Source organism: Maribacter sp. (assembly GCF_039974175.1).
In the GTDB taxonomy this organism is placed as follows: Bacteria; Bacteroidota; Bacteroidia; order Flavobacteriales; family Flavobacteriaceae; genus Maribacter_C.
On sequence record NZ_JBDWJN010000003.1, the window covers coordinates 289,824 to 308,016 of the forward strand.

General features: G+C 40.7%; 15 protein-coding genes. 9 read left to right on the plus strand and 6 right to left on the minus strand.

What is annotated here, in order from left to right:
* Positions 1–32: 32 nt before the first annotated feature.
* Complete coding sequence (locus ABJN95_RS02340) at positions 33–377, plus strand: hypothetical protein (RefSeq protein WP_348368380.1); 345 nt, start codon at positions 33–35, stop codon at positions 375–377.
* Between the two features lie 122 nt (positions 378–499).
* Positions 500–1,822, plus strand: coding sequence for a TlpA disulfide reductase family protein (locus ABJN95_RS02345; RefSeq protein WP_348368381.1), 1,323 nt, complete (start codon positions 500–502; stop codon positions 1,820–1,822).
* A gap of 4 nt (positions 1,823–1,826) precedes the next feature.
* Here ABJN95_RS02345 and ABJN95_RS02350 read toward each other — a convergent pair whose 3' ends face one another.
* Positions 1,827–2,486: an aspartate kinase gene (locus ABJN95_RS02350; RefSeq protein WP_348368382.1), complete on the minus strand. Its 660-nt coding sequence runs from the start codon at positions 2,484–2,486 to the stop codon at positions 1,827–1,829.
* A 52-nt stretch (positions 2,487–2,538) separates the two neighbouring features.
* Positions 2,539–2,898: a YraN family protein gene (locus ABJN95_RS02355; RefSeq protein ID WP_348368383.1), complete on the minus strand. Its 360-nt coding sequence runs from the start codon at positions 2,896–2,898 to the stop codon at positions 2,539–2,541.
* Between the two features lie 213 nt (positions 2,899–3,111).
* Here ABJN95_RS02355 and ABJN95_RS02360 point away from each other — a divergent pair, with 213 nt between their 5' ends.
* The 7 genes from ABJN95_RS02360 (at position 3,112) to ABJN95_RS02390 (ending at position 13,753) form a co-directional block, all read left to right on the plus strand.
* Positions 3,112–4,605, plus strand: coding sequence for a DUF1800 domain-containing protein (locus tag ABJN95_RS02360; protein ID WP_348368384.1), 1,494 nt, complete (start codon positions 3,112–3,114; stop codon positions 4,603–4,605).
* 10 nt (positions 4,606–4,615) lie between these two features.
* The gene (locus ABJN95_RS02365) at positions 4,616–6,334 is read left to right on the plus strand and encodes a DUF1501 domain-containing protein (RefSeq protein WP_348368385.1); all 1,719 of its coding nucleotides are present in this window, start codon (positions 4,616–4,618) and stop codon (positions 6,332–6,334) included.
* A gap of 212 nt (positions 6,335–6,546) precedes the next feature.
* Entirely contained in the window at positions 6,547–8,643 is a 2,097-nt protein-coding gene (gene metG / locus ABJN95_RS02370) for a methionine--tRNA ligase (protein ID WP_348368386.1), read from the plus strand.
* A 96-nt stretch (positions 8,644–8,739) separates the two neighbouring features.
* Positions 8,740–10,866 (plus strand): Tex family protein, encoded by a 2,127-nt coding sequence (locus ABJN95_RS02375; protein WP_348368387.1) that lies wholly within the window; start codon positions 8,740–8,742, stop codon positions 10,864–10,866.
* 9 nt (positions 10,867–10,875) lie between these two features.
* On the plus strand, positions 10,876–11,778 hold the full coding sequence (locus tag ABJN95_RS02380) for a histone deacetylase (RefSeq protein WP_348368388.1): 903 nt from the start codon (positions 10,876–10,878) through the stop codon (positions 11,776–11,778).
* Between the two features lie 49 nt (positions 11,779–11,827).
* Entirely contained in the window at positions 11,828–12,877 is a 1,050-nt protein-coding gene (locus ABJN95_RS02385; RefSeq protein ID WP_348368389.1) for a nucleoside hydrolase, read from the plus strand.
* 39 nt (positions 12,878–12,916) lie between these two features.
* Positions 12,917–13,753, plus strand: a complete 837-nt coding sequence (locus ABJN95_RS02390) for a phosphatase PAP2 family protein (protein ID WP_348368390.1) — start codon at positions 12,917–12,919, stop codon at positions 13,751–13,753.
* A gap of 24 nt (positions 13,754–13,777) precedes the next feature.
* Here the strand turns inward: ABJN95_RS02390 and ABJN95_RS02395 are convergent, their stop codons facing one another.
* The 4 genes from ABJN95_RS02395 to ABJN95_RS02410 form a co-directional block, all read right to left on the minus strand.
* Complete coding sequence (locus ABJN95_RS02395; RefSeq protein WP_348368391.1) at positions 13,778–15,433, minus strand: solute:sodium symporter family transporter; 1,656 nt, start codon at positions 15,431–15,433, stop codon at positions 13,778–13,780.
* A gap of 24 nt (positions 15,434–15,457) precedes the next feature.
* Positions 15,458–16,018, minus strand: a complete 561-nt coding sequence (locus ABJN95_RS02400; RefSeq protein WP_348368392.1) for a sugar O-acetyltransferase — start codon at positions 16,016–16,018, stop codon at positions 15,458–15,460.
* Positions 16,019–16,188: 170 nt separating this feature from the next.
* A complete protein-coding gene (locus ABJN95_RS02405) occupies positions 16,189–16,392 on the minus strand; it encodes a VOC family protein (protein WP_348368393.1) in 204 nt (67 codons plus the stop codon).
* Complete coding sequence (locus tag ABJN95_RS02410; protein ID WP_348368394.1) at positions 16,379–18,160, minus strand: glycoside hydrolase family 36 protein; 1,782 nt, start codon at positions 18,158–18,160, stop codon at positions 16,379–16,381. Before ABJN95_RS02410 ends, ABJN95_RS02405 begins: the two co-directional genes overlap by 14 nt.
* Between the last annotated feature and the right edge of the window lie 33 nt (positions 18,161–18,193).

An 18,193-nucleotide genomic window follows, 5' to 3' on the forward strand; every position in this document is an offset into this window, starting at 1 on the left:
TTCGCTTTTTCTAACCCCACATAGAAATAATTATGACCCCATCTACACCCGGCTTTTCCTTAGCCGAAAAACTTGCGATTGTACAAGCTTTAGATTCCGTAATTCATGCAGATGGCACCGTACATAACGGCGAAATTAATGCCTTAAGTGATCTTATGAATCGTATTGATTTCGATAGCAATTTTATCGTACCTGCCAGAAACTTACCTCCAGATCAGGGCTTATTGATTATGAAGAAAATGACGCTGGAGAAAAAGAAAGCGTTGGCCCTTATCCTAGAAGAAATGGCGATAGCTGACGGATTTGTTCATGAAAAAGAGAAGGCACTGATAGTAGGTATCTTCGCTTCAATAGGTATATTCCAAGAGCAAGATTAGGTAGGTAATTTTATCACTGCAAGACTTGGTGAAGGTAAGAGAGGTATGTGCTTCGCATACCGCCACAACCGTGGAATCAATTCTTAATGTATCTTTGGTTTGATTTTTGATTTTACCGACATATGAGAAATATAACCATAGCGCTGGCCTTTCTAATTTGCTTCTCTGCCTCCGCTCAAAACACAATTTCGGGTACATTTTCCCCAGCAAAAGACTATAGTTGGCTTATTGCTTATCGATTAAAGCCTGGCACACAGGTCTACACGGCAGATACCGCCATCAAGAACGGAGAGTTCCATTTAAAACTTCCAGAAAAATCTCCTCAAGGAACATACCGATTGGTTTATGCCATACCCCAAGAAGAGTTCTACTTCGATGTAATTTACAACGGGTCAGAGGATATAAAATTAAGCTTTGATAATACACAAGGCGTTGCCTTCATAGGGTCTGAAGAAAATATACTATTTGGTACATATTTCGATGAAATAGCTGCAATCGAAGGTGAGCTTATTTCGTATTATTCCAAGGGTACAACAGATGTAAACGCGTTTCAAGAAATACTTAAGAAGTATCGAGCTACCCAAGCATCTTATGAAAAAAAATCAGAGGGCCTTATTGCAAATCAATTTATTAAGGCCAATAAACCTTACATTCCATCCGACTATGAGTCTGTTCAAGATTATGTAAAAAATCGAAAGCGACTGTATTTTGAACACCTTAATTTGGCAAACCCCGTCTTACAAGCTTCGGGCTTTCTCACCGATAAATTAACGAACTATGTTTTTACAGCACTACCACTAGAACAACTTGAGAAAACGCAGACCGAAAAAGAAATACAAACCAATATTACAACGGTTTTCGAAAACTTAGAGGGAGTTGCAGACACCTATGCGTTTCATATACTATATACACTTTGGACACAAAGTTCAGCGAGCGATTTTAACGATACTGCAGATTTTGTTTACACCAAATATTTGAAGACCGCTAAGGCCGTTTCAGCCAATCAAGACATTATTCATAAAATTGAGATTTACAATCGTCTTCGGATAGGAGCCATCGCTCCCGAAATAAGTTGGAAAGACGGCGATACTATAAAAAAACTAAGCACTTTGCAAGGTGCTAGCACCTATTTACTGGTTTTTTGGAGTAGTACCTGCGGACACTGTTTAAAAGAGCTACCAGCTTTACATAAAGAACTAAGCGACAACAAAGATGTAAAAGTAATAGCCGTAGGGCTAGAAGATGATATGCAATCGTGGAACATCGAATCTAACAAATTGGGCAATTTCGAACATGCCATTGCCTTGGGCAAATGGGATAGCGACTATGCCGAATTATATGACATACATGCAACGCCTACCTACTTCATTCTAAATGAGAACAAACAGATTATTGCCAAGCCCGAAAGCGACAAAGATGTTATTTCGTTTTTAAGAAACCGATAAAACACTACAAGGTTTTCAGATCTTTTATCGTTTTGAAAGCGATATCTACCTGATCATCATCAACCAATATGGTAAATTCATTTGTTGTTGAAATTACCTCATAGAGCACAATACCTTCCCAAGCCAGACGCTGAAAAATAAAATAGTAAATTCCTGGTACAGAAACATTTTCTGCAGGCAATTTTACGGTTATCGAAGATAGTTCCTCGGCCTTTTGAGTGCACTTTTCAGCTTTGAACAATTCTTCAACGGTATTGTCCATCACATTGCTGATGACAATATTAATTTCATTCACACCCCTTGATGAAGTGTAGAAGACATCCTGATTCTCATTTATGGCTTCCAACAGTTTGGCCTGTTGTACCAAGATGGTATCCGATGCCAAAAACGTATAATCCGTTAGCGAGGAGCGAACCGTAATCTCGCCAATATTTTTTAAAACTTTGATAATTTTATGGGTGGCACGAAACTCCAAATCGTCCGATAAACGTTTGAGGGCCATCACAATCGCTCCATTGCGAATGTCTTTTCCGAGTTCTTCCTCGATTTCAGGTTTGACAATTCTTGAAAGCGAAGTCAGGTTGATGATTCCCTGAGCCAAAGCACTCTGCAGGAAAGGCTTTTTTTTGATATACTGTTCTACGACTGATGAAATTGTTTTCATATGGTTGAATTTGAAAACAAAAATAACAAACTGTTATAAATAAAACAAATTGTCAGAAATGATAAAATGCACTTTTTAAGTGTTCAATCTTAAAAACAGACTTATTTTTAAGGATGGTAATCACATCGAATCGAACCTCGACATCGAGATCATTTTCAACTATATAGTGATCTGCAGCCAGTACCAAAAGTTGGATTTTTTTCTTGGTGATGGTATCGGCAATAGGTATGATTCTGTCATTACTACGGGCCCTCACCTCAATAATCGCCAGGGTATTTTCTTGCTGAGCTATAATATCAATCTCAGCTTTCAAATACCTATAATTCTTGTATTTAATTTGATATCCTTGCTTCATCAAATATTCCACTGCAATCTCCTCTCCTTCCTTTCCGAACTCGTTGTGTTTTCCCATGATTCTCAAAAAATTAATTCAAAAACGTGCATTTCATCGAAAAAAAGTGCCATTAAACGTCCTAATCCAGTAAAAAGCACGTAGTTTATCTTGTAGTTCAACGAAAACATAAGGATTGCAATACTATCCTGTTTCAAGCTACGTTATTTTAGTTCCCCAAGCAAGTAGCAGCCCCAAGCGCTATGAACAAACATACTAACGCCCAAATTGACTATGGAATATTTCATTAATTGTAATACTTCTCCGTTGTCTGAGTATGCTGGTGCCTTAAATCAGCAACAAGTTCAACATTTGTACAGAAGATTAGGATTTAGTGCATCAGTTCAAACCATAAATGCCGGAACGGGTCAAACCGCAGGTGCTTTGGTTGACACACTAATTAATCAAGCTATTAATTTAGCCCCACTCCCAGCCCCAGTATGGGCCAATTGGAACAACAGCAATTATCCTGCCGACGAAGATGCCGCAAGACAACTTCGAAGAGCACAACAAGACGAATGGGAACTTGCATATGCCAACTCCCTGTTGAACAACAATCTTCGTGATCGCTTGAGTTTCTTTTGGAGCAACCATTTTGTAACCGAACTGGATATCTACGATTGTAATGCGTATCTATATGAATATACGAATTGCCTCCAGCGAAATGCCCTTGGAAATTTTAGAACCTTCGTAAGTGAAATTGGACTGACTAACGCCATGTTGTATTACTTAGATGGAGTGTACAATAATGGCAACAATCCGAATGAAAATTATGCCCGAGAATTATATGAGCTCTTTAGTTTGGGTGATGGAAACGGTTATACCGAAGAAGACATCATCGAAACAGCAAAAGCACTTACTGGCTATGTTGAGCGCGGTGAACTAGGCTGTGAGACTGTAATGTTCAACCCTGAACGACATGATGCTGGACCAAAAACCATTTTTGGTCAAACTGGCAATTGGGGATATGACGACGTCATCAACATCCTTTTTACAGAACGACCGAATGAAATTGCGGAATTTATCTGTAGAAAATTGTACGAATTTTTTGTGCATCCTGATTCTAGAGACGATGCCGGAAATGCGCAAACAATAATATCAGGTATGGCAGCCACCTTTGTAGGCGCCAATTTTGAACTCGCTCCTGTCTTGTCTCAATTATTTAAAAGTGAGCATTTTTATGACGATGACGCCCTAGGTGTGATCATTAAGAGTCCATATGACGTTTACTTTAATATAATGAAGGAAACCGATTTTGCCTATTCAGATACCACCGTAGCTACTATGATTAACTATAGTGGTCTTCTTAGTCAAAGGTTGTTCGACCCAGTTGACGTAGCGGGTTGGCAAAGAGATAGAAGTTGGATTAATACCAATTTTATGATCGGCCGATGGCTAACTATGGAAGATGTGCTTGATAGTTTCTATCAGGGTGATAACGAACAATTCAGAACATTCGGGCTAGACATTACCGGAAATGACGGATTAACCAGTAACAATCCTGATGTCATAGCAAGACCTATAATTGATTTCATACTTCCTAAGGGATTGCTGAATGAGTCGCAATATCAACTAGCTTTCGCAGCATTCCGAAGTGATATTGACCCCACGTACTATGAAGGAGGGAATGATGAAACCTGGACCTTGGCAACATGGCCTCAAGCACCATTTCAAGTGTTCTTGTTATTAACTTACCTTTCTAGACAACCTGAATATCAACTAAAATAAACCTACTACTATGTGCGATACTCACGATAAAGATTTAACCCCATATAAAGGTCTCGAACATGAAGGCCACGATACCGAACACAAGCAATGGAGCCGGCGCTCGTTTTTACAAGCTTTAGGAATTGCCGGTTCAGGTTCAATGATGTTGGGTAGCAACATGCTTACCGCTTCTGCCCCTTCACCATTAACCTCTGCAATCGCAGATGCAGAAACAGACAATATCTTAATATTGATTCGCCTGTCAGGCGGAAATGATGGTTTGAGTACCGTTATTCCTATCGAACAATACGATTCTTATGCTACTGCCAGACCAAATATCTATATTCCCGAAAGTAAGGTTTTAAAACTTACTGATGAGTTTGGAGTGCCTTCTTATATGAGCGCTTTACAACCCATGTGGGGCGATGGTCAATTCAAGGCTGTTCATGGAGTCGGTTATGAAGGTCAAAGTTTATCTCACTTCACAGGTTCAGATATCTTTGCCAACACAGATTTGACCACTACAGGTTTTAGCGGATTGAATACAGGATGGATGGGAAGACATTTCGAACATTGCTTCCCCGATTATTTATCAGATTTTCCAGGAAGTAGACCAGAAGGACCTGCTGCAATACAGATTGGTCAGTTCGGAAGCCTAGTTTTTGAAGGAGAAGAGACCAACTATGCATTTGTCACCAATAATATAGATCAACTAGAAGAAATCGCCGAGACAGGATTGCAATACTCCGTTGATGAGGCGCTATTTGATGATTGTATGTATGGCGATCAACTACGATATCTAAGAGGTGTTTCTAATGTTACCAATGAGTATGCAGGAACGATTCACGAAGCCTGGTTACGCGGTCAGAATCAAGTGGAGTACCAAGACAACAATTTTGCAAGACAGTTAGCACTTTTAGCACGACTTATTAAAGGAAACCTAGGTACCAAAGTGTATATGATTTCAATGGGAGGTTTTGACACCCATGGCAATCAGCCGTTGGCTCATGAGCGTTTAATGACCAACCTATCGGTAGCCGTTGATAACTTTTATGATGATTTAGGCTTTACACAACAAGACGATAAAGTGTTGAGTATGACCTTTTCGGAATTCGGAAGGCGAATTTTTGAAAATGGTTCAAACGGAACCGATCATGGTAAAGCAGCTCCAACCCTCTTCTTTGGATCAGGATTGAACGGCAGTGCTTTCGTTGGTGAACATCCAACACTTGACAACCCTGATGGCCGTGGAAACTTGGAATACACTATGGACTTTAGAGATTTATATGCAACTGTTCTCGCTGAATGGCTGTGCGTTGATATTCCTATAGTGGAACAACATTTATTAGATCACCCCTATGCACCAGTAAATTTGGGATTCAACTGCAGCGGCATCGAATTTCCAGATATAGTGTATAGTGATGGCGATGTCACCCCACCCGGGGGAGAACCTACCGACCCCACACCTTTTGATCCGAGTTTGTTGGATGCTATTGTGCACAAACCTTTTTATCCAACAGATGAGAATCCGCATATCTATTTAGAAATGCCTTTTAGCGCCCACGTTGATATTCAACTGTTCAATATTTTGGGGCAACTCGTGGGTACCGTCTACAACGAGATGATGTTAGAAGGTCAAGTAGAAATCAATATCCGTGAGCGGGTACCACAACACTTAGCTGCCGGTAAATATATCTATCGCATCGATGTTCAGAATCAAAAAATGGCCAAATCGGTAATGGTGGCCTAGAATATACGTAGTGATGAGTACGAATTTCGTCCCCTAAATCTACCCCCACTTTATGCGAAGCCTTCGATTGTACCCACAATACATCGGAGGCTTTTTTTTGCACTCAAACGAACATTTTATAATTTCTCGGAGATTTATCTACCGACCTATTTCAAAACTATCTCCGATTCGAATTAAAAATCTTTATTTTTGCGGCTCATTCTATTCCTTCCATGGCGCAAAACCAAAAATCTCCAGCACGGTATACGATAACCGCGGCTTTACCTTACACTAACGGACCCATTCATATTGGGCATTTGGCTGGCGTATATGTTCCTGCCGATATCTATGCGCGTTACTTGCGTATGACAGGCAATGATGTAGCCTTTGTTTGCGGAAGCGATGAGCATGGGGTTGCCATCTCAATGAAGGCTAAAAAAGAGGGCATAACACCCAAAGAAGTCATTGACACCTACGATGCAATCATTCGCCAATCGTTTCAAGATTTCGGAATAACCTTTGACAATTATTCGCGTACCTCCCGTGAAATTCATCATAAAACCGCTGGAGACTTTTTCAAGAAGCTACATGAACAAGGAGATTTTATAGAAGAAACTACCGCTCAGTTATATGATGAAGAGGCCCAACAATTTTTGGCCGATCGGTATGTAGTGGGTACCTGCCCTAATTGTGGACATGAAGAGGCATACGGAGATCAATGTGAAAACTGCGGAACTACCCTAAACGCTACAGATCTGATTAACCCGAAATCAACCATTTCTGGTGCTGTACCAAGTCTGAAAGAAACTAAACATTGGTTCTTACCCTTGGATAGATATGAAGATTTTCTAAAGGAATGGATTTTAGTCGGGCACAAATCTGACTGGAAACCCAATGTATACGGTCAATGTAAAAGCTGGATCGACGATGGACTAAAACCAAGGGCCGTTACCCGCGATCTCGATTGGGGTATTCCTGTACCCGTAAAGGGTGGTGAAGGCAAAGTGCTATACGTTTGGTTCGATGCTCCTATAGGGTATATTTCTTCCACCAAAGAATGGGCCGAACGTGAAGGAAAAGATTGGGAACCCTATTGGAAATCTGATGACACTAAATTGGTTCACTTTATTGGGAAAGACAATATCGTTTTTCATTGTATCATCTTTCCTGCGATCTTAAAAGCACATGGTGGTTACATTTTGCCTGAAAATGTGCCTGCGAACGAATTTTTGAATTTAGAGGGAAACAAGCTCTCCACCTCAAAAAACTGGGCTGTCTGGCTGCATGAGTATTTACAGGAATTTCCAAACATGCAAGATGTGTTGCGGTATACCTTAACAGCGAACGCACCTGAAACCAAAGACAACGATTTCACCTGGAAAGATTTTCAAGCCAGAAACAACAATGAGTTGGTAGCCATTTTCGGAAACTTTGTCAATCGTGTGGTGGTCTTGACCAATAAATACTATGGCGGGCAGGTACCAGCAGCAGGAGATTTATTAAAAGCTGACACGGAAGCCTTGGCGCAGCTCCGAAAATTTCCAGAAGTTATAGCAAGTTCCTTAGAACGCTACCGTTTTCGTGAGGCAGGCCAAGAGCTCATGAATTTGGCACGCCTTGGAAACAAATACCTGGCAGATGAGGAGCCCTGGAAGGTTATCAAAGAAGATGAAGAACGGGTAAAAACAATCCTGTTCGTAGCCCTTCAAATCGCTACTGGGCTTGCAGTATTAAGCGAACCTTTTCTGCCCTTTACTTCTGAAAAGTTAAAAGGAATCCTCAATCTCAATTTGAGTGATTCGCTGTTAGCGACGCGTATCGACAACAGTTGGGCAGACGTTTCTGTAAAAGAAACGCTCCTCCCTCCGGCCCACCAAATCAACAAAGCTGAACTCCTCTTCCGAAAAATTGAAGACACTGAAATACAGGCACAGTTAGACAAACTTGAAGCCACCAAGAAATTGAACGAGAACGCAAATAAGGAACTTATGCCACAAAAAGACACCATTACCTTCGATGATTTTACCAAATTGGATATGCGTGTTGGAACCATAGTTGAGGCCGAAAAAATGGCCAAGACAAAAAAACTATTGGTTCTTAAAGTAGATACAGGTCTAGATATTCGAACCATTGTTTCTGGTATTGCTGAAAGCTTTGCTCCAGAAGAAATTGTGGGTAAGAAAGTTACCGTTTTAATCAACCTCGCAGCTCGTGCCTTAAGGGGTGTAGAAAGTGAAGGCATGATTCTCATGACTGAAAATGCCGAAGGCAAATTGGTCTTCGTCAACCCTGATGAAGATGGGGTTGGTAATGGTGAGGGGATAAGTTAAAGATCGTGCTTTAAAAATGTAATTTCAAAGGCTGTCGCAAACGTAAGAATAGGAACGGGCCTCTAATGCACTTGACAGGAAAATCTCCATTATCCTATGAATCTCATATCCTATATAACCAAACATACCCAACTCCCCGAAAAGGGTATAAAAAATACGGTCGAACTCCTCAACCAAGACTGCACTGTACCTTTTATATCACGTTACCGCAAAGAGAAAACGGGCAATCTTGATGAAGTACAAATAGGTGCGATTGTACAGTTCAAAACCGAGTACGAAACCTTGGAAAAAAGAAAAATAGCTATTACAAAGGCTATTGAAGAGCAAGATGCTTTGACCTCCGAGCTCCAGCGAAAAATTGAAAGTTCTGAGAATTTAACAACGCTTGAAGATCTGTACCTCCCTTTTAAGAAAAAAAGAAAGACCAAAGCAGAGACCGCACGAAAGAAGGGGTTGGAACCCTTAGCCAAAATCATTATGGCCCAAAACGAAGGGGGTATTAACCATATAGCCGCTCAATATTTGAACGACCAAGTGCTAACCGAGGAAGAAGCACTAGCTGGTGCACGTCATATTATTGGGGAATGGCTGAACGAACGCATATCCATACGCAACCAAGTAAGAAATCAATTGGAACGGTCGGCAATGCTTACAACAAAAGTGATTTCGACTAAAAAAGAGGATGAAAAAGCGCAAAAATTCAGAGACTATTTTGATTGGAGTGAAGCATTAAAACGCAGCCCATCTCACCGATTGTTAGCCATACTACGCGCGGAAAATGAAGGCTTTATACGGGTCAAGATTGAAATCGATGATGCCTACATGATATCTAAAATAGCTGAACGCATTATCAAATCGAACAATTCTTGCACACCGCATATTCGTATGGCGCTAGAAGATGCCTACAAAAGGCTATTATATCCCTCATTATCTAATGAGGTATTAAAATTGGCCAAAGAAAAAGCAGACGCCGAAGCCATCAAGGTATTTTCCAAAAACCTAAAGCAATTACTATTGGGGGCGCCTTTGGGGGAAAAACGAATTCTCGCCATCGATCCGGGTTTTCGTACGGGTTGCAAAATTGTTTGTTTAAGCGCCCAGGGCGCCTTGGAGCATAATGAAACCATTTATCCGCATGCACCTCAAAACAAGAGTTCGGAGGCAATCAAAAAAATAAGCTCCCTATGTGATGCGTACAAGATTGAAGCTATTGCCATAGGAAATGGTACGGCCTCAAGAGAAACTGAGCAGTTGGTAAAGCGTATCCATTTTAAAAATACTGTAGCGGTCTATGTGGTGAGTGAAGCGGGCGCTTCAATCTATTCTGCTTCGAAAATTGCACGCGAAGAATTTCCTGATTACGATGTTACCGTTCGTGGGGCGGTCTCTATTGGGCGTCGGCTTGCCGACCCTTTGGCAGAATTGGTGAAAATAGATGCCAAATCAATTGGTGTTGGGCAATACCAACATGACGTCGATCAAAATAAACTACAAACTTCCCTAGATACTGTTGTTGAAAGTTGCGTAAATTCCGTTGGGGTTAACATCAATACCGCTAGTGTTTCTCTCCTAAGTTATGTATCGGGTATCGGCCCAAAATTGGCCGAAAATATTGTGGCGTATAGAAATGATAATGGGGCTTTCACAGATAGGGCTACTATAAAAAAGGTGCCGCGTTTGGGCGGAAAAGCCTTTGAACAAGGAGCCGCATTTCTTCGTATAAAAGACGGAAAGAATCCCTTAGATGATTCTGCAGTGCACCCCGAGAGCTATGGCATTGTAAAACAGATGGCCAAGAACAGAGCGATCGCTATTCCTAACTTGATCGGAAACAAAAGCGAACTAAATCAAATCGATTTGCAAAAATATTGCACTGCAACAGTAGGTCTACCGACACTAGAAGATATTGTCGAGGAGCTCGAAAAACCAGGACTAGACCGCCGCGAAAAGGCAAAAGTTTTCACCTTCGACCAAAATGTACGCAGCATTACCGATTTACGAGATCAACAATTGCTTCCTGGAATCGTAAATAATATTACAAATTTTGGTTGTTTTGTAGACATCGGAATCAAGGAAAGCGGACTGATTCACGTCTCCAATTTATCCGATACATTTGTGAAAGATGTTAACGAACATGTACATCTGCATCAGCAGATTATTGTAGAAGTTTTGTCTGTGGATATCCCGCGAAAACGAATTCAACTCAAGTTGCATAAGAAATAGGAGGTCCATATGCTCAAAATAGCCTATCACTCCATTTACAAACATCACTTACCCGATGGGCATCGTTTTCCCATGTTGAAATACGATTTGCTACCCAGGCAACTCGTGCATGAAGGTACCTGTACAACTGAAAACTTTTTCGAGCCCGAAATTCCGAATGACAAATACATCGTCGCGGTTCATGATCCTGAATATTTTTATGACCTTCTGAACATTAAAATTCCGCCAAAGGAGGCTAGGAAAATCGGTTTCCCACTTACCGAAGACTTGGTCGAACGTGAGTGTATTATAGCAGATGGCACTCTAAAAGCTTGTACATATGCCTTGCAGCATGGTATAGCGATGAATATTGCTGGGGGTACCCACCATGCTTACACCAATCGTGGAGAAGCTTTTTGTATGTTGAACGACCAAGCCATAGGCGCGCGTTACCTGCAAACCAAAGGATTCGCTGAAAAAATACTGATTGTGGACCTGGATGTACATCAAGGAAATGGTACAGCAGAAATCTTTCAGCATGATGCTTCGGTTTTTACCTTTTCTATGCATGGATCAAGCAATTACCCCTTTAAAAAAGAAGTTTCCGATTTGGATGTTTCCTTAGAAAAAGGCACTGGTGACACTGAATATTTATCCATCTTAAAAACAACCTTACCGAAATTAATTTATGATGAACAGCCCGATTTTATCTTCTACCTCTGTGGCGTAGATGTCATCGCAACAGACAAACTTGGAACCTTGAGCATGACTCTCGAAGGTTGTAGACAACGTGATAAGTTTGTTTTAGAAACCTGTCATAAACATCAAATTCCCGTGCAATGTAGTATGGGTGGTGGCTACTCCCCAGAAATCAAAACCATCGTGGAGGCACATGCGAATACCTTCCGCCTCGCTCAACAGATTTATTTCTAGGGGCTTTCGCAAGCATTTATTTTGTAATTTTCCTGAAAATCACCTTCCTATGAAAGGCCTTACGATACTTGCTCTATGTACATTAGTGCTTCTTATTTCTTCCTGCAAGGACAATACAACAAAAAATGTATCTGAAGAGACAAAAACCAGAGTACAATCGTCTCCTAAAATAAAATTGATTTTTGATACCGATGCCAATAACGAGCTCGATGACCAACATGCTCTTGCTTATCTATTGCTAAACGGCAACACCTTTGATGTAAGGGGTATTACGGTCAATGCCACCATAAATGGAAAAGGCATACAAGGGCATTATGATGAGGCGGAAAGGGTGATGCAATTGTGTAACTTGAAAGATTCTATTCCCTTATTAAAAGGTGCGGAAGGAAATTTTGCAACCATTGCCCAAAACTTTGATGCCAATTCTTATGATGGACAAGAAGGGGTTGATTTTATTCTTGAGCAAACGAAAAAAGATACCGTCATTATTGTTGCGGTTGGAAAACTAACGAATATCGCCTTAGCCTTAAAGAAAGATCCTTCTTTTGCTAACCGTACAAAAATAGTCTGGTTAGGAAGTAATTACCCCGCTCCTGGCGAATACAATCAAGACAACGATACCATTGCAATGAACTATGTATTAAACAGTAAGGTTCCGTTTGAGATGGTCACCGTACGCTATGGTGAACCTTCTGGAACAGACGCCGTGGCCGTTACCCAAGATGAAATCAATAAAAAAATGCCGGGTCTAGGGCCTAAAGCCGCCGCACCCATAACGGGACGACATGGAGGCACCTTCGAGACTTTTGGTGATTATTCGGTAAATCTTTTTACCCATATTTTTGATGAGGCACATATTGCCCAAAATGAAAATTCATCGCGTCCTCTATTTGACATGGTGGCGCTGGCAATCTTAAAAAATAGCTCATGGGCGGAAACAAAAAGTATTCCGGCACCAATTTTTATTAATAATACATGGGTTGAACGACCAAAAAACAATAGACAAATGCTAATTTGGGAGAATTTCGAAAAAGAAGCCATATTGAACGATTTCTACAAGACAATTGAATTTCCTGTTTTGGCAAATGGCTCTAATTAATTTCTGTTTACCCCTAACTTCATACTTATTCCATCTGCTATGAAACAGCTTTTTACCATTATCCTTTTTGTTTACTGCGTGCAATTATGCGCGCAAAACGCAGCCGTTGATACCTTAGAAACACGTTGGAACATGTTCACCTATGACATGGGTAATGTTTTCTTAGGAATGGGCCATGCCTATTCAAGACCTTTACATTGGAAAGGTGATCAATGGGGTGATTTTGGAATCACGGTTATAGGAACCGGTACAGCCTACTTGTTTGACGATTCAACTTCAAAATCTGCCCGAAAAATACGAGAGGATGTTCCAAAGATCATTCGAGACTACGGTTTTGAATATGGAAAACCATCCAACAATTATATGATTACAGGCTTGGTTTACACCGCTGGGTTAATTACCAAAAACAAAAAACTACGTAGAACAGGAGTGCTTCTTATTTCATCGGCCTCAACGGCGGGCCTTTTACAGCAAATTGTAAAATCTGCTGTGGGTCGGGCCAGACCCTTAAGCGAACTTTCGAAAGATACCTTTAATCCGCTTTGGGCCGGAGACAAGAATTTTCATTCATTTCCATCTGGGCACGCTATTATGGCTATGACGAATGCACATGCTATTGCAAAGCAGTTCAAAAACGCCTGGGTTAAAACTGGCATATACACATTGGGAGCTATACCTGCAATTTCAAGATTATGGGAAGGTAAACATTGGTTATCAGATGTTGTACTAAGCGTAGCTATCAGCATTTTTACCGTAGAATCGATAGATCGATACCTAGATAAAAAGTATGATGAAAAATACAATTCCGATAGTAAACAACTAAGCTGGAACCTCAACTTCGGGCCAGGTCGAATGGGCCTTGTACTTCGGTTTTGAAGCTATTCTTTATTCTCGGTATTTTTAGAAAATCAGATAGGTACTCAGTACCAGTACCGTAATAATTCCTCCTGCAAGTAAGGCATACTTCCAAGGGGTGGTATCAATCTCATCGGTTACCATTTCTACATAAGGGGTTTCTTTTGGTTTTAGTTTACCTACCAACAGCATTATGCCGACATTAACTAAAAACAGAATACCCATAATGTGCAAGAAATGCGGATAAGCTTCTGCTTTTATCACGCTTAAGGCTTTTGCATCTGTTACACCTTCAGCCGCAGCCTGAGCCAGCGCACCATCTACAAAGATCGGGCTTAGTACAAACTGACTTAGCAAATACATCAATACCCCAGCAGTAAGCACAATTTTAGCTCCTAAAGCAGGCACTTTTCTGGTATAAATACCCACAACTACCACGGCAAAAATGGGCACACTCAAACTTCCCAATGATTCTTGTATGTAAGCGAAAAGACCGTCTGGAGCTAACGCAATAAATGGAGCGATACTCATTGACACCGCCGCCAAACCAAGCCCAAAACGTTTTCCTGCTTTTACCGTCTGCGTCTCCGTGGCATCTTGTTTAAACCAGTATTTATAAAGGTCAAACCCAAATAAGGTGGCACTGCTGTTCAGCAAGCTATTAAAAGAGCTTAATACTGCACCAAATAATACCGCTGCAAAAAACCCAAGCAATGCAGGAGGCAATACTATACGCACCAACTCAGGGTATGCTAAATCAGGCTTATCCAAACTACCGTCGAAAACATGCCATGCTATAACCCCGGGCAAAACAACAATTACTGGAATTAAAAACTTCACCAATGCCGCAAGAATAACCCCTTTTTGGCCTTCCTTTAAACTTTTTGCACCGAATACCCTTTGTAAAATAGATTGATTGGTACCCCAGTAGTACATTTGCGCAAGGATCATACCTGTGAAAATCGTTCCAAAAGGAATAGATGAGTCTACCTCACCTTGCAGCTTGAACTTCTCTGGATGATCATTCCACAACGTACTTAGCCCATCTCCAATGCTGCCATCTCCAATTAGCTTTAATCCAAAATAAGGAATCAATATTCCTCCTATAAGCAACCCAATAGCGTTGATCAAATCAGAGACAGCTACGGCTTTTAACCCCCCAAAGATGGCATAAATAGAACCTATAATACCAATACTCCATACACAAACCCAAATGGTAGCATTTTGACTTAAACCCAATAAATTCGGCAAATCGAACATAGAACTAAATGCCAACGAACCTGAGTACAAAATGGTTGGCAACAGCACCAGACTATAAGCGAATAGAAACAACACCGATAAAATGGCCTTGGTTTGCGTATCAAACCTGCTTTCAATAAACTGTGGAATGGTGGTAATACCGCCTTTCATATATTTGGGCAGCAGTACTATGGCGGTCAATATCATGGCGATAGCTGCCAGAGTTTCCCATGCCATTACTAAAATACCCTCGGTAAACGCTTGTCCATTTAGGCCAACTATTTGCTCAGCAGAAAGATTGGTCAAAAGCAAGGATCCTGCAATGGTAATAGCGCCTAAACTACGTCCTCCAAGATAAAAACCATCTGCAGACCGCTCGTTTGTTGATCGGGTAGACCACCAGGCAATAATAGCTACCAAAAGGGTAAAGCCAATAAATGATAAAATCGATAATGTTCCCATAAAAAATGTTGATTTAGTTGCTACTTAATGCGTTTTAATCTCGCGAATAATGCGACAGGGGTTACCAGCGGCAACCACGTTTTCGGGAATGTCTTTGGTAACGACACTTCCTGAGCCAATAACGCTATTATTTCCAATGGTTACCCCTGGGTTAATAATTGCACCGCCACCAACCCAAACATTATCTCCAATTCGTATCTCTTTCGCAAATTCAATACCCGAATTGCGGGCTTCATGCTCAACAGGGTGTGTTGCGGTAAAAATTTTGACAGCTGGTGCCAACATAACATTTTTGCCGATATAAACAGGGGCAGCGTCTAATATAATGCATCCAAAATTGGCATAGGCGTTTTCGCCCCAATAAATATTACTACCATAATCACAGATAAAGGGATTTTCAATAAGAAACCTTTGTCCGGTTTCGGCGAAAAGTTCTTTAAAGAAGTGTTTGCGTTGGCGTTCTTTATCTTCAGGAATTTCGGCTATTCTTCGGAGTATTTGCCGTGCTCTACCTCTTGCCCGAATCAACGCTTTGTCGTAAGGGTTATATGGTAAGCCTTTCACCATTCTATCTCGTTCGGTCATAATGAAATATAGCGATTACTTTTTATTGAACCATTGAATAAACTCAAGAATATTGTTGCCTGGGTCAGAGTCTCCTTGATTTTATTTCCAAAGGAGGCCGAAGAATCGGAATGCTTTTGTTACTTCCTTTGACAAGGCGATTTACACATTTTCCACTTCCTGGCAATCATCTAGCTAAAAAAAGGCCTTTTAACGATGAGTTTTATATGTGGGGTGACACAATCTCCTATGAATTCCAATCGAGATGCTCCATGTTTTAGGGAAGCATATTTTTCTTCTTCATCGGTTCCGCCCAAAATGTTCCTATACCAATCTAAGGCCTTTCCCATATTTACAACTTGAATGGCCACATGGTCGAAACTATAGGAGAACATGCCCTATTTTTTCAGCGGTTAAAATACCACATGGCGGGATAGGTATTTCCATAAGTCCTTTTTTGAGGTCCAAATTTGCATCAGAAATCAGATTACCCATGCAATCAAAAATTTTACATTGATAAATTCCGAGGTCTTTGTTGTTTCGAATGACAATACCATGCGCAATTTGTGCATTGTGGATATGAATAAAATGGTCGGCATTTTCCAACGATACAACCATATCTTGATACACGCCAATTATCGTAGATCTATCTTTTGAAACCCGTTGCGTTGGGTAGTTGGCCAAAGGTTTGGAAGGAACAAAACTACCGTTCAATAAAGTATCTGAATGCGCATTCCAATAGCTCGTATAGAACTTGACCATTTCGATATGTGAACTAGGAGCATCTTGAAGCCTAATTGACAACTGTGGCACTCCAAAAAGGGTGTTTATCAATTGAAGAGCAGCAACTTCTACAGTTTCGTCATTGTGCCAAGTAATCATATCGGCATGTACGGCAGTATCTCCAGATAGCATTCTAATATCCGCAATTCGAATACGATTCATTACCGCATCGCCTGGGCAATCAAATGCGCGAAACATATTGCCGTATTTTCGCATCGCTGGCCCGGTATATTTTTGACGGAATTCAATAAAAACTTCCGGTTTTATGGCCCTTAATTGTGAGATGACATCCGTTAAAAGTCGATCAACTGCTTCGTTGATTGAGGCAAAATCACGGCCATTCTCTTTACCCAAAGGAGTGGATTCATACAAATGGAAATCGTCAATGAAGTCAAGTTTGAACCCATCTAAATTCCAATCTTTTAGTGCATTGGTGTATAGGTCAATGAGATGTTTACGAACTTCGGGATAACGAGGGTCAAAAACCGGTGCCCATCGATGTTCTTCGGTCAAAAATTTACCTTTGAACTTTTGATAAGCAGTTGATTTTTTGCCACAAAAAGGTACTGAATACCAAATCGCCGCTTTCATTCCGGTTTTATGAACCTTATCGATTAAGCCTTCCATATCAGGAAAGCGATCGGGTTGCCAATCACCAGTATAGTCATATCCCCGATTTGAATCATTGGTCTGCCAACCGTCATCTATGATGATTGCTTCATAACCCATAGTTTTGGCAAGCCTACACTCAGCAATTAGTGCCGCCTCTTCCAAATTCTGATGAAACTGATACCAAGTAGAGTAAATGGGTTTCTTTGTGATTTCAGGTACCGGGGTAGGTTGTAATTCATCAAAAGTTTCCCACCATTTTGATACCTCCTTAAGGCAATGGGAAAAATGTAGCGTTCTAAAATCTATACGCAATTGCGCTTTGAATTGCCGTAGTTCTTGTTCTTGTTCGGAAAAAAAAGTGATATGACAGTAGAAGTGATTGTCCTCCTCACACAATCGGGCATTCATCTCCAGTGTATTGATCGGGTTAGAACATGAGAAGGTTAACACATTCGAATCATCATGACCAAAAAGAGCAATCACAGGTGCATCGATAGAAATTCTAGATTCCATATGATCGAGCTCCCAATCCGCTTGAATACGTTTTGAAAAATCAGTTGTGGGTTTCCATACGCCTTTTACGTTTATGCTGGGAATCTTCCATTTGAGAGTAATCGGGTTCGGGTATAAAGGTGTGTTGGAATTAAGCTCGAAATCGCAAATGAAAATACCATCTTTGGAAGCCATTTCCTTTAAAGAAACGTCCACATTTGATTCAGCTCCATGAATACTGATATCTAATTTGGTTTTGTTTAAGGAACCCATCATTGGTAAAATACTTTTCAAATTCTGGTCTTGAGC

Coding starts and splice junctions, on each gene's coding strand:
- ABJN95_RS02340 (WP_348368380.1), top strand. CDS start 33: ATGACCCCATCTACACCCGGCTTTTCCTTAGCCGAAAAACTTGCGATT.
- ABJN95_RS02345 (WP_348368381.1), top strand. CDS start 500: ATGAGAAATATAACCATAGCGCTGGCCTTTCTAATTTGCTTCTCTGCC.
- ABJN95_RS02350 (WP_348368382.1), bottom strand. CDS start 2,486: ATGAAAACAATTTCATCAGTCGTAGAACAGTATATCAAAAAAAAGCCT.
- ABJN95_RS02355 (WP_348368383.1), bottom strand. CDS start 2,898: ATGGGAAAACACAACGAGTTCGGAAAGGAAGGAGAGGAGATTGCAGTG.
- ABJN95_RS02360 (WP_348368384.1), top strand. CDS start 3,112: ATGGAATATTTCATTAATTGTAATACTTCTCCGTTGTCTGAGTATGCT.
- ABJN95_RS02365 (WP_348368385.1), top strand. CDS start 4,616: ATGTGCGATACTCACGATAAAGATTTAACCCCATATAAAGGTCTCGAA.
- metG (WP_348368386.1), top strand. CDS start 6,547: ATGGCGCAAAACCAAAAATCTCCAGCACGGTATACGATAACCGCGGCT.
- ABJN95_RS02375 (WP_348368387.1), top strand. CDS start 8,740: ATGAATCTCATATCCTATATAACCAAACATACCCAACTCCCCGAAAAG.
- ABJN95_RS02380 (WP_348368388.1), top strand. CDS start 10,876: ATGCTCAAAATAGCCTATCACTCCATTTACAAACATCACTTACCCGAT.
- ABJN95_RS02385 (WP_348368389.1), top strand. CDS start 11,828: ATGAAAGGCCTTACGATACTTGCTCTATGTACATTAGTGCTTCTTATT.
- ABJN95_RS02390 (WP_348368390.1), top strand. CDS start 12,917: ATGAAACAGCTTTTTACCATTATCCTTTTTGTTTACTGCGTGCAATTA.
- ABJN95_RS02395 (WP_348368391.1), bottom strand. CDS start 15,433: ATGGGAACATTATCGATTTTATCATTTATTGGCTTTACCCTTTTGGTA.
- ABJN95_RS02400 (WP_348368392.1), bottom strand. CDS start 16,018: ATGACCGAACGAGATAGAATGGTGAAAGGCTTACCATATAACCCTTAC.
- ABJN95_RS02405 (WP_348368393.1), bottom strand. CDS start 16,392: ATGTTCTCCTATAGTTTCGACCATGTGGCCATTCAAGTTGTAAATATG.
- ABJN95_RS02410 (WP_348368394.1), bottom strand. CDS start 18,160: ATGATGGGTTCCTTAAACAAAACCAAATTAGATATCAGTATTCATGGA.